Source organism: Membranihabitans marinus (assembly GCF_021729155.1).
GTDB lineage: Bacteria > Bacteroidota > Bacteroidia > Chitinophagales > Saprospiraceae > Membranihabitans > Membranihabitans marinus.
Window position 1 is genome coordinate 18,514 of sequence record NZ_JAJQYA010000003.1, and the last position, 12,868, is coordinate 31,381.

The following is a 12,868-nucleotide window of genomic DNA, read 5'->3' on the forward strand; positions in this document are numbered from 1 at the left end:
AATGGCAACCAAAGGTCGTAAATCGACCTTTGATGAAGATGACCGAACAAAATGCGCAGCATCATTGATCCTAAATGGATCAATGGTGAGGGAACCGAAACCTCCGTGTTTCGGGTGGGTAGGCCACTGTGCCGAGGCGTGATTGCCCTGCAAATCCTGGTTAAGATACTACCAGTATAGCATTATGTCTCAATCCACAATATATAAGCCGCAATGCATTGCGGCTCTACAATAAATCGAAAGATTTCCGTCAATTATAGACGTAATTCGTATAACTAGTCCATGGGCAATCAACATATTGTAGAGAAAAATATTTAAATACTGAATCAAGGTTAAAAATGGGGTATTTAAAATGACAGACTACTAGGGTAGCAGGTTTTTCAATGAGTCAATCATAGAGTGGTGAGGTTGGTTTTTAATAGGACTATTATTGCGGAAGTAAATTTTTAAAAGGTAAAAGCTGTCAATGTATTGATGGATTAAATGGATTGTTGATGAAATAATGTATTTTTATAGAAAAAAATAAAATGAATAGACTCGGTTTGTTGTATTATTTCTTTGGTTTAATGTTAATTGGGTGTTCGACTGAAGTTACAGAGGTTGATCGACCTAATATTATATGGATTGTAAGCGAAGACAATAGCCCACTTATCGGTGCTTATGGTGATGAATTTGCGACAACGCCCAATATAGATAAGATGGCTGAGGAAGGTTTGCTCTATGAATTGGCCTTTGCTACAGCGCCGGTTTGTGCACCAGCTCGATCGTCTTTGATTACTGGAATATTTCCCTCTTCATTGGGTACTCAGCATATGAGGTCTACCTATAAGATACCGGATATGGTTCATTTTTATCCTCATTTTTTGAAGGAGGCCGGGTATTATACCAGTAACAACTCTAAGAAAGACTACAATACTATAGATCAACCAGAGGTCTGGGATGAGTCGGGCAAGACTGCTCATTATAAAAACAGAAGTGAAGAAGATCAACCCTTCTTTGCTATTTTTAATTTTACGACCAGCCATGAAAGCTCGGTGCATAAACCAGTGGATTCATTGCGACACGATGCCAAAAAAGTGCCTATTCCTCCCTATCATCCGAGAACTGAGGCAATGGAACACGATTGGGCTCAATATTATGACAAGGTAGAAGATATGGATGCTCAAGTTGGAGCCATTCTCGATGAATTGGAAGCCAGTGGATTGGCGGAAAATACCATTGTGTTTTATTACAGTGATCACGGTGGCGTATTGGGACGAAGTAAACGTTACCTGTATGAATCTGGTCTACATGTGCCTTTGGTGATACGTTTTCCTGAAAAATACCAACATTTGGCCGGAGCAGAACCGGGCTCGCGAACCAATCGATTGGTTAGTTTTATTGATTTTCCACCCACTTTATTGAGTTTAGCTGGAATCGCTCCACCGGATTATATGCAGGGGCAGGCGTTTCTCGGTAAATACAGTGGAGAAGAAAGAGAATATGCCTATAGTTTTAGAGGGCGGATGGACGAATGTGTGGATATGTCGAGGTCAATTCGCAACAAGGAATTTCGATATACATTCAATTTTATGCCTCATAAGATATATGGGCAGTATTTGGAATATTTATGGCGGGCACCATCTATGGTTTCTTGGGAGGAAGCTTATAAAGCAGGGGAGTTAAATGCCGTACAATCGGCTTTTTGGGAAACCAAAGATGTTGAGGAATTGTATGAAGTGGGATCGGATCCCCACAATATTCACAATTTGGCCAAAGACGAAAATTATCAAGCCGTTTTAAAGGAGATGCGTCAAGCCATGATAGACTGGATGGTGGAAGTCAAAGATGTAGGATTGTATCCAGAGTCTATGATAGAGGCCATAGATGGAGAGCATGTAATGTATGATTATGTAAGAAGGGAAAATGAATATCCGATTGAAGACCTCCTACCCAAGATTATGGCCATGGTGTCGGGAGATGAGTCAACGATAATTCAGTGTTTGAAAGAGGATAATGATTTACTGAAGTATTGGGCTACACAGGCTTGTATAATGTACGCTGATATGGCAATGGAAAATCAAGCTGACTTATTGAAATTGCTCCAGGATGATGAGTGGGCGGTAAAAATAGGAGGAGCAGAAGCTCTTTTTCATGTAGGTGTCCAAGATCGGAGTATTGAAATATTGACTGAAGCTTTGGCAGTAGACAATGAGAAAACGAGGTTGCAAGCTTTAAATGCATTGCATACAGTAGGCAAGGTGCCGGCCAATTCCATGGCAGCCGTTAAATCAATTATTCCAAATGATATAGAAAATAGAAATTACGATGTGCGATCGGCAAGGGGCTTGGTTTTGAAAATGGAGTCAAATAAATTCTAGGTTAAATATGAAAGAGGATAGGTGAGTTTTTGGATAGTGGAATAACTTTGCAGCTTAATTTATGTAATTTTTAAAAAGATAATTTTAATGGTTTCTTCCTACTTATTGTGGTTGTATGGTTTTTTGGCATTTGGGATTTTGCCTCAGCAAGATAGTGTGATTTTAGCAAAAGATATTGAAATGCCTACTAGGGGATTGTGTGCACATCGAGGCGCTATGGGAACTCATCCAGAAAACACATTGGCTGCCTTTCAACAAGCCATCGATATGGGGGCTCATATGATAGAATTTGATGTGCAGTTGACCAAAGATAAGGAGTTGGTTATCATGCACGATAAGACCATAAACCGGACCACGAATGGCAAGGGCAAAGTATCTGATTATACATTGGCTGAAATCAAGGCTTTGGACGCCGGAAGTTGGAAATCGGCAAAATTCAAAGGAGAACGGATTCCCACTTTAGCGGAGACTTTGGAAATAATGCCTGTCAATGTATGGTTGAACGTCCATATCAAGGGAGATGGATTAATCGGTAAATTGGTGGCAGAGGAGATTGTAAAACAAAATAGACAGCATCAGGCTTTTTTGGCTTGCGGGCCTGAATCGGCTAAAGCTGCGAAAAGGGTCTCTTCCGATATGCTGATTTGCAATATGGGTGATCAGCGTTCACCGAATTGGTTGTATGCCAATATAACTGTGAGAGATCATTTGAATTTTTTGCAGTTTTTGGGAGAGGTCGATGAGGAATACGAAGATATTGTTGATTATCTTAAGGACAACGATGTTCAGATAAATTACTGTTGTACCGACGATGTTAAGGTACTCACTAAGTTGTTTAATTACGGAGTACAATTTCCTTTGGTCAATGATATTACTACGACTATGGGATTGGTATTGCCTTTGGGTATTCGACCCAATACCCCGGTATATAAAACCGAATGAAGTGACCGAGCGAAGTGCGAAGCACAGAAGGTCGTAAATCGACCTTCTGCGAGGGAACCGGAGCCACTGGCTCCGGCGTGACTGCCCTGTAGTTCGATAGGTATTTAGCCACTGTGCCGAGGCGTGATTGCAACGTATTTCGTAAGGTCAAAGCCACTTTGTTGTGGATGATGCAGGCATGACGAAGGAATTTTCTACTATTGGTAAAAAACCATCCATTCCCTCTATTAGAAATTGTGACTGATATACATTGTAAAAAGAAGGAATAGAGATGATTCTGGATTTGTCATGATTTTTGCAATCAGATATTATAATAAGGATGGTGATATTGTCAGATTATAGATGGGCCAACTAATTCTAATTTGGCAAAAATCCCGCCAAATCAATTTTGTTTATACTGTATGGAATCTCGTCATGCCGCGGTGGGCATGACTTCACACATCCGATGGATATTTAATCCATCGGGTTGCTCTATTGAGCAACTACATTCGTTCACACCCGAAACACAGTGATTTCGGTTCCTTCAACTTTAATATTATTATTGAAAAATGAAATTTAATACTTATCAATTTAAATGCTGCCTCGTCGCAGCACAGTGGCTGCGACTTCACTCGCGCTGGCTTCCCCACCCACGACACAGTGGTCGTGGCTCCTTCATCCGGCTTACCCACCCAAAGCCAGTGGCTTTGGTGCCTTCGTCATTGGTAGATTGACTACCAATGGTCCTGCGGACCCTACTCAGTTAGATTTAGTTCATCTGGTTGCTCTTCGAGCAACTGCATTCAGTCATGTTTAGGACATTGGATACTACGTATTTTACTCGTTCACATTTAGTCGATTGGATACTTCGTATTTCGTTCAGTCATGTCTCTACGTTAAGGCATAATTGCCCTGTAAATCGTCAGGCATTTATATCTCTGGCTCCGGCGTGACTGCAACGTAAATCTATAGAATTTTACTTATTAATAATATGTCGTCCTTTCAGGACTTCTTTTCAAGGTGACAATTATTTCATAGGGTTTCACCCTATGCTGACATATTTCGCCCTTTCAGGGCTTTTCTAAGCTTGAATGGCGTGATCTCATTGTAATTCGATATGTATTTTAGCCTCTAGCTCCGGCGTGATTGCCCTGTAAATCGTCAGGCATTTATATCTCTGGCTCCGGCGTGACAGTAATGTAATTCGTTAGGTTTTAGCCATTGGCTTTGGGCAAGCCAATCTAATATAACAAGAGAAAGTCCTGAAAGGACGTAGTCTAATAGCATAGGGTGAAACCCTATGAAAAGGATGCCTTCCTAGAAAAAAGTCCTGAAGGGACGAGGGAATTCATTTCTATCGTCAGCAAACATCATTTTCTATCAAAATCAAAAATTGCTGTGAATTGAATGATAACATGAATAGTGATGCTCATGGATTTGTCACACTTTTTTGCCAATCTATCCTATTGTATCATTTCAGGGAATGAAAAGATATGATGTATTCGTGTCAGAAAATTGACAATGCAAAAATCCCGCCAAATCAATTTTGTTTATACTGTATGGAATCTCGTCATGCCGCGGTGGGCATGACTTCACACATCCGATGGATATTTAATCCATCGGGTTGCTCTATTGAGCAACTACATTCGTTCACACCCGAAACACAGTGATTTCGGTTCCTTCATCAAATGCCATCAATGGGCATTTGGTAGTCTCTCAGACTACTTCATTTAGTCGTGACTCTACAACAATAATTCGAAATATAACCGACAATTATAAATGTATTTGGTAAAAGATAGGTGCAGGAAGTGAGAAACAGGGAAGTCCACAAAAGGTAAACAATATTGAATAATGAATACTTCCAGTGGTTATGAAGGGAAACTCATAATATAGGCACAAAATATTAGTATCAATGCGAGTACTAACCAGAATCGGAAATCATCTAGTAACGAATTGTTCTGCTCGGTCTTCATTCAATCTTCCTTTTACCTGTTCTTACTTCAAAAAGGATGCCATATATAAATTTTTTAATATGATATTGGCTAGATCTACACTGAATCTCAAGGCTTATTAGGATATATTAAAAAACAACCATTAATCATCACTTTGATCAAAGTGATGATTAATGGTTGTTGTCCCAAATGCATATGGAATAAATAGTCGTTATAAGTGTATGGCTCTGTTGTCAGTGGCATTTAATGCCGCTTCTTTTACCGCCTCTGTAAAGGTCGGATGGGCATGAGACATTCTAGACACGTCTTCTGCTGATGCTCTAAATTCCATAGCCGTTACTGCTTCTGCAATAATATCAGCTACTCTAGGCCCAACCATATGTACACCCAATATTTCATCGGTATGTTTGTCGGCCAATACTTTTACCATACCCTCGGTATCTCCGCTGGCTCTAGCTCTACCCAATGCCTTAAATGGAAATTTACCCGATTTATATTCGCGCTTCTCCGCTTTTAACTCCTCTTCTGTAAAACCAACAGCAGCTACTTCTGGCCATGTGTAGACTACACCAGGTATTAGCTTGTAGTGAATGTGCGGCTTTTGTCCCGCCAATTGCTCGGCAACCAAAGTACCTTCCTCTTCTGCTTTGTGAGCCAACATTGCTCCTCCAATAACATCTCCGATAGCATAGATATTGGGGACATTGGTTTGCAACTGTCCGTTTACTGGAATAAATCCTCTTTCGTCTAGGGTAATACCAGCATTCTCTAGTCCCAATCCATCGGTATACGGTCTTCTACCAATGGCCACCAGACAATAGTCGTAATCACCTACTATGGCTTCGCCACCGTCATTGGGTTCAAAAGTTACTTTCGCTGAATCTTCACTGGGTTCAACGGCCGTTACCTTGTGATTGAGGAAGAACTTCAACCCCTGTTTTTTAAGGGCTCGTGTCAATTCTTTGCTGCAATCCTTGTCCATGGTGGGTAAAATTCTATCTTGAAATTCTACGACCTTGATCTCAGTTCCCAATCTCGCAAATACTGAACCGAGTTCCAATCCTATCACTCCTCCACCTACAACAAGCATTGACTTGGGCACTGTGGTTATATTAAGGGCCTCAGTAGAAGTGATTACTCGTTTTTTGTCGTAATTGAACATTCCCGGTACTGTAGGCTTTGATCCAGTTGCCAAAATAATATAGGTAGATTGAATCTTTTCAACTTTGCCTTCCGCGTCTGTGATATTAATTTCATTTTTAGAAGCCAATGATCCATGACCGTGGTAGACCGTAACCTTATTTTTGTTCATCAAAAAATCGATGCCGCTACAAGTTTGTGTTACCACATCATTTTTTCGCTTAATCATTTGTTCCATATTCACGGAAACCTCACCCTTTATATCTATACCAAACTCTTCGAATTTGTGTTGGGCTGCATGAAAGTGCTCAGAGGAATCTAACAAGGCCTTGGAAGGAATACAACCTACATTGAGGCAAGTACCCCCTAAGGTATCGTATTTTTCAATAAGACAGGTTTTAAATCCCAATTGAGCTGCTCGAATTGCTGCTACGTAGCCGCCGGGGCCTGAACCGATAATGGAGACATCATATGTCATAGTATAATCTGATTTAGTTTTTTAAGAGTTATTGTTTTTATTTTCAGTATTGGGTTTACTCTCTGGTTTACCCGATTTTTTCGATCTATTACTTGGCCTGCTCCTTCTCTTGTTATTAGATTTCGGCTTGCCTCCTCTGTTGTCTTTATTTGGAGCATTGCTATTGTCCTCCTTGCTTCCCGATGCTGTCTTACCGCCTTTGGAGTCTGCGTCTCCTTGACCAGAAGTCTTTGGTTTATTGGGACGGTTGGATCGACGGTTGTTGTTTTTCGATCTTCTATTTTTTTGATTCCCCGACCGATTTCTATTGTTTCGCTTCTTCTTCTCATCGGGTAACTCAATAATACCGGTTAAATTTTCTTCAAATTCAACTTCTTCATCTTCTTCCGTCGATATATTTTCAATTTTTATTTCGTCAAATTTATCTGGGAATTCACCTTTTTTATTGGCGGCGTTAATTTTTTTAGCCGTTTCTGGTGATAAACTGAGAATAGTGGTTTTTCCCATTTTGTCGACCAAACTGTAATACATAATCCGTTTGAAAATGTCGGTCTTAATCAATTCTGCCTTGCCCATCTTGGTTTTAAGAAATCGAGCCTTGGATGGATAATCTTTTAAAGCCTCAATGTAGGTGTCCAATTCATAGTTTAGACAACATTTTAATCGACCACATTGCCCGGTCAGTTTGGATTGATTGAGGGCCAAGTTTTGATATCGCGCTGCCGATGTAGTAACAGAAGAAAAATTGGTAAGCCAAGTAGAACAACAGAGTTCTCGACCACATGAGCCAATACCCCCTACCAAAGCAGATTCCTGTCTACTTCCAATTTGTCGCATTTCGATTTTAATATGAAATTCCCGAGCGTATTGTTTAATCAATTCCCTAAAATCCACCCGACCGTTGGCGATAAAATAAAATGTCGCCTTTTTTAAATCGGCTTGATATTCGATATCTGATATTTTCATATCAAGATTGAGTGATCTGGCAATGGCTCGCGCTCGAACCAAGGTATTTTTTTCAACATCTCTGGCTTTGTCTATACTGGAAATATCTTTTTCAGTGGCCAGTCTGACTATTTTATTAAAACTGTTTTTTTGCGATATATTTTTCTTTTTCAATTGCAGTCGGACCAATTCACCACTTAAGCTGATTTGTCCCACATCGTAACCGTTGCCCGTATCTACGACAACCATATCGCCCGTACCCACATCTAAGTGGTCGGGTTTGGTATAAAAATATTTATGAGAGCCAGCTTTAAAGCTTACTTCCATTACATTGTATCCATCAACATCAGTTATATCGTAGGTTTTTAACCAATCAAAAGTATTTAGTTTATTACAGCCACCGGTGCTACAGTCGCCATTGCTTTTACAGCCTTTTGGTTTTCCATCTCCACTTCCACATGATTCACATCCCATATCTTCCTATCATTTATATTGAGTTAAAATTATTTTCTAATTAAATCCTTGTAATCTAAGATAAGATTTGCAGCTAATATTTTTTTATTTGCATTTTGTCTCATCGATTCTATATATGTATTCATTTTTTGCACCATGGGGATAAAATCCATGGCAGTTAACTTAGTTAACAAATAGTTTGAGGCCTTTTGTTCATCTCGCAATAGTTTTTTCACATATTTATCGCGATAATTGCTGGCCATGGTTTCTCGTAGGAAGTGCAATTGATATTTTAAGAAAAATAAAAATTCACTGTTGTTGAGCTTTTGAACCTGATCTGCCCAAGCCATCATGCCCGGTCCATTGTTTTTGATGGCCATTCGCAATCCGGAAAGTAAATACTCTGAAAATTGAAAATTTTGTTGTTCAATCATGTCCAAGGCATCGGCAATATTGCCATCGGCTAAATAAACCGCCTCCTTAATTTGATGCTCAGTGCCCAGGTTGCGATCCATACAATACTGAATGATGGACTCGTCATTGGCTTTGGGAACATCGATGTGTTGAAGCCTAGACAAGATCGTGGGCAGTATTGCACTCTTATTGTAAGTAATAAAGATGAAATAAGTGTTGTCCGTAGGTTCTTCAATACTTTTGAGCAGCTTATTTCCCTCTTTGCCCAAATATTCGGCTCCCCAGATAAAGAATATTTTTTTACCCCCTTCGTAGGTTTTTAAATGGTAGGTCTGTACAATATCCTGAAATTCCTTCATGTAGATATTGGGCTTACTCGTCGTTTTGATAAATTGAGCCCATTGTTGAAAAGTAATGTAATCTCTTTCTTGAATAAAGGAACGCCATTGAGTCAAAAGGTGTTTACTAGTTTGATCCCTGCCAAATGTGGGGAAGGTAACATGAATGTCTGGATGAATCCATTGAACAGTGCGCTTACAGTTGTTGCAAGTCATGCAAGGTTCTGGCTGTGGATTCTGGCACATCAAGGTAAGGGTGTAGTAAAATGCTTCCATAAACACCCCCCTTCCTTCTTGTCCGGAAAAGAGGATGGCATGAGGTGCTCTGTCCCTTTGCATTTGCTTGTGGATGAGCTGTCTCGTCGACTGGGTTTCTATGGATGATTGAATATTCAGATTATATTTTTATAATTTATTAAACTAAGTTAGAACTTTTTGTATTATGTTGTTTCCAAATTAAACGGATACAATATAATTTTGTCAAAAATAGCGACTTTCAATGAGAATAGCGGTGATAAGAAAAGGGCATTTTAATGCAGCCCACCAATTATATGTTAATTCCTGGAGTAAGGAAAGGAATAATGAGGTTTTTGGCAAGTGTGCCAATCCACACTTCCACGGTCATAATTATGAGTTGGAAGTAAAGGTGACGGGGGAATTGGATCCCGTAACCGGTATGCTTATTAACCTCAAAGATTTAAAGGACATCATTCAGGTAGAGGTGGAAGAATATTTTGATCACAAAAACCTAAATATTGAATTTGAGGAATTTAGAGATAGTCCTCCTACTACAGAAAATCTATGTGTGGTGATTTATCAGCGATTGCGAAAAGTTTTGGATCCCAATATGGATCTAAAAATTCGATTGTCTGAGACCCCTAGAAATTTTGCAGAATTCCCAGCGGATTAAAGCGATTATTCTATTTGGAAACTGAATTGACTATAGCTTGCGGTATCATGGGCCAAATGCTGGGTTGAAGGTGATAGGCCGAAATAAGGCGAGTAGGTGTTGACTCGAACGGTTTGTCCATCGGGTAAAAATTCTAGACAACGCAACCAACCATCGCCACCATTGCCCTGCCATCCACCGCCTAGGGCTTGAGCATTGAATACCATTTGAGTGACTTGTCGTCCTTTGTGGTTTTTCTCCTGAGCAAAGGCTGTATGGCCTTTCATATCATTGGGTTTACCGATATGGCCGGCAATGACCATTACTATATTGTCGGCGGGATAAATGAGTTTTTGCCACATAGATTCGCCGTAATTGCCGTCGGTCACCGGATAAGATTCAGAGACTCTGCGTTTGTTTTTTGCATCCATATAGGAATGGGTAAGTACAATGACGCGGTGGTCTTGATATTTTTCACGATCGACTACTTCTTTAGCCCATTCTATAACGGCATTTCTGGGAGCAAACTCTAAATTGAGAAATAAATAGGGAATATTGTTGGGATCTATCCATTCAAAAGCAGCATTGGCCAAGGTCGGCATGCCATCGGTTGAATAAAAATATTCTTGCAGGCGATTTTCGTTGAGTGGATTTCGATCAGCGGTAATGTATTTATTGTAAAAACTATGTCGATTCTCAATGTTTTTATAGCCAAAATCGTGGTTGCCGGCCGCTAAGACATAGGGAACTACATGATCCAATCGCGAGATGGATCGATCGATGGCCCTCCATTGATTGAGACTACTTTGATTGCCATTTTTGCCATCACCTTTTAAAATGTTGTTTTGTTCGACCAAATCCCCTGTACACAATACCATTTGAATGTTTAGCTGAGCTTGATTTTCAGCTATCCAAGCCGTCATTATATCAAAGATCCCTTGATTTCGTTCATATTTGACGTAGGACTGGGGGTCGGGAAGAATAACTAGAGACCAAGAATCTGGTTGAGAGAGACGAAGAGGCTGGTAATCAGAAGGCTGAGCCATGGCAGAATAAACAAAAATGACCATGGAGAATATAGTAGTGAATCTCATCATTGTATTATTTACGGTTCTCTCAAAAATAGAATAATTGCGGAGTATTTGAGAGGGGGAGGAGGTTGTTTTTGAGAAATTAAAAATTTGATAATGGTAGGTTGTGGGAATTTAAGTCAATTGTGAAATTGTTTCAAATGGATTTTGTATTGCTCAATAGAGCAACTTTATTCGGTCATTTTAGAAAATTCCCCTCCTTTGGAGGGGTGTCAGTTTACTGACGGTGGTTTGGAAATTCTGCAGGAAATATTAGAATGTCTCGTCCTAAAAAAAGCTTACCGTTTTAAATTATAATCCTGTAATAGATTTACGTTGCAATCACGCCGGAGCCAGGAGTATAAATGCCTGCCGATTTACAGGGCAATCACGCCGGAGCCAGTGGCTAAAAATCTATCGAATTTCAATGAGATCAAGCCATTCAAGCTTAAAAAAGTCCTATAAGGACGAAATAAGTCAGCATAGGGTGAAACCCTATGAAATAATTGTCATCTCGAAAAGAAGTCCTGAAAGGACGACCTATTATTAATAAGTAAAATTCTATAGATTTACGTTGCAATCACGCCGGAGCCAGAGGTATAAATGCCTGACGACTTACAGGGCAGTCACGCCATTTTGTAGAGGCGCAAGATTTTGCGTCTCCTGTCATATATTTTAATGAAGTCTCGTCGCAGCACAGTGGAAATCTGTATAAATCTTATTGATGCCTAGCCGGAGCCAGTGGCTCCGGTTCCCTCATCAAATGCCCATTAAGGGCATTTGGTTGCTCTAAAGAGCAACTGCATTCGGTCATCCCGCTGGCGGGACTGCCCGAAAGGCGGGGGTGGATATGATCTTAAATTGATTTGGCGGACTTTTTGCATTGTCAATTTTCTGACACCAATACATCATATCTTTTCATTCCCTGAAATGATACAATAGGATAGATTGGCAAAAAAGTGTGACAAATCCATGAGCATCACTATTCATGTTATCATTCAATTCACAGCAATTTTTGATTTTGATAGAAAATGATGTTTGCTGACGATAGAAATGAATTCCCTCGTCCCTTCAGGACTTTTTTCTAGGTAGGCATCCTTCTCATAGGGTTTCACCCTATGCTATTAGACTACGTCCTTTCAGGACTTTCTCTAGTTATATTAGATTGGTTTGCCCAAAGCCAATGGCTAAAAACCTAACGAATTAGTTTCAATCACGCCGGAGCCAGAGGTATAAATGCCTGACGATTTACAGGGCAATCACGCCTCGGAACAGTGGCCTACCCACCCGAAACACGGAGGTTTCGGTTCCTTCAACTTTAATATTATTATTGAAAAATGAAATTTAATACTTATCAATTTAAATGCTGTCTCGTCGCAGCACAGTGGCTGCGACTTCACTCGCCCTGGCTTCCCCACCCACGACACTGTGGTCGTGGCTCCTTCATCCGGCTTACCCACCCAAAGCCAGTGGCTTTGGTGCCTTCGTCATTGGTAGATTGACTACCAATGGTCCTGCGGACCCTACTCAGTTAGATTTAGTTCATCTGGTTGCTCTTCGAGCAACTGCATTCAGTCATGTTCAGGACATTGGATACTACGTATTTTGCTCGTTCACATTTAGTCGATTGGATACTACGTATTTCGTTCAGTCATCTTCGCCAAATGCCCATTAAGGGCATTTGGTTGCTCAATAGAGCAACTTTATTCGGTCAATTTAGAAAATTCCCCTCCTTTGGAGGATTGTCAGTTTACTGACGGGGTAGTTTGGAAATTCTGTAGAAAATATTAAAATTTATTTTTTATTCATTCGAACCACCTGTCTGACAAGTCAGACAATCGTCCAATGGAAGGGAATTTGACTGTCGAATTTGGCTGTCGATTTTGACTTATCCCCCAAAAAAAGGGC

7 protein-coding genes are annotated in these 12,868 nt (G+C 40.1%); 3 read left to right on the forward strand and 4 right to left on the reverse strand.

Annotated features, from left to right (window positions below):
• The first annotated feature begins 527 nt into the window (after positions 1-527).
• On the forward strand, positions 528-2,360 hold the full coding sequence (locus tag LVD51_RS02595) for a sulfatase-like hydrolase/transferase (RefSeq protein ID WP_236969625.1): 1,833 nt from the start codon (positions 528-530) through the stop codon (positions 2,358-2,360).
• Positions 2,361-2,447: 87 nt separating this feature from the next.
• A complete protein-coding gene (locus LVD51_RS02600) occupies positions 2,448-3,302 on the forward strand; it encodes a glycerophosphodiester phosphodiesterase (RefSeq protein WP_236969626.1) in 855 nt (284 codons plus the stop codon).
• A gap of 2,142 nt (positions 3,303-5,444) precedes the next feature.
• On the opposite strand, the gene lpdA is transcribed toward LVD51_RS02600, so the two are convergent.
• Genes lpdA through LVD51_RS02615 form a run of 3 tightly spaced genes read right to left on the reverse strand, consistent with a single transcriptional unit; the run spans position 5,445 to position 9,397 of the window.
• A complete protein-coding gene (gene lpdA, locus LVD51_RS02605) occupies positions 5,445-6,851 on the reverse strand; it encodes a dihydrolipoyl dehydrogenase (RefSeq protein WP_236969627.1) in 1,407 nt (468 codons plus the stop codon).
• A 21-nt stretch (positions 6,852-6,872) separates the two neighbouring features.
• Positions 6,873-8,270, reverse strand: coding sequence for a PSP1 domain-containing protein (locus tag LVD51_RS02610; RefSeq protein WP_236969628.1), 1,398 nt, complete (start codon positions 8,268-8,270; stop codon positions 6,873-6,875).
• A gap of 29 nt (positions 8,271-8,299) precedes the next feature.
• Positions 8,300-9,397 carry a DNA polymerase III subunit gene (locus LVD51_RS02615; RefSeq protein ID WP_262912710.1) on the reverse strand — a complete coding sequence of 366 codons (1,098 nt, stop codon included), beginning with the start codon at positions 9,395-9,397 and terminating at the stop codon, positions 8,300-8,302.
• Positions 9,398-9,500: 103 nt separating this feature from the next.
• Between LVD51_RS02615 and LVD51_RS02620 the strand changes: the two genes are divergently transcribed.
• Positions 9,501-9,911 carry a 6-pyruvoyl trahydropterin synthase family protein gene (locus tag LVD51_RS02620; protein WP_236969630.1) on the forward strand — a complete coding sequence of 137 codons (411 nt, stop codon included), beginning with the start codon at positions 9,501-9,503 and terminating at the stop codon, positions 9,909-9,911.
• Positions 9,912-9,916: 5 nt separating this feature from the next.
• Here the strand turns inward: LVD51_RS02620 and LVD51_RS02625 are convergent, their stop codons facing one another.
• Complete coding sequence (locus LVD51_RS02625; protein WP_236969631.1) at positions 9,917-10,987, reverse strand: metallophosphoesterase; 1,071 nt, start codon at positions 10,985-10,987, stop codon at positions 9,917-9,919.
• Positions 10,988-12,868 lie beyond the last annotated feature (1,881 nt).

Coding starts and splice junctions, on each gene's coding strand:
- LVD51_RS02595 (WP_236969625.1), top strand. CDS start 528: ATGAATAGACTCGGTTTGTTGTATTATTTCTTTGGTTTAATGTTAATT.
- LVD51_RS02600 (WP_236969626.1), top strand. CDS start 2,448: ATGGTTTCTTCCTACTTATTGTGGTTGTATGGTTTTTTGGCATTTGGG.
- lpdA (WP_236969627.1), bottom strand. CDS start 6,851: ATGACATATGATGTCTCCATTATCGGTTCAGGCCCCGGCGGCTACGTA.
- LVD51_RS02610 (WP_236969628.1), bottom strand. CDS start 8,270: ATGGGATGTGAATCATGTGGAAGTGGAGATGGAAAACCAAAAGGCTGT.
- LVD51_RS02620 (WP_236969630.1), top strand. CDS start 9,501: ATGAGAATAGCGGTGATAAGAAAAGGGCATTTTAATGCAGCCCACCAA.
- LVD51_RS02625 (WP_236969631.1), bottom strand. CDS start 10,987: ATGATGAGATTCACTACTATATTCTCCATGGTCATTTTTGTTTATTCT.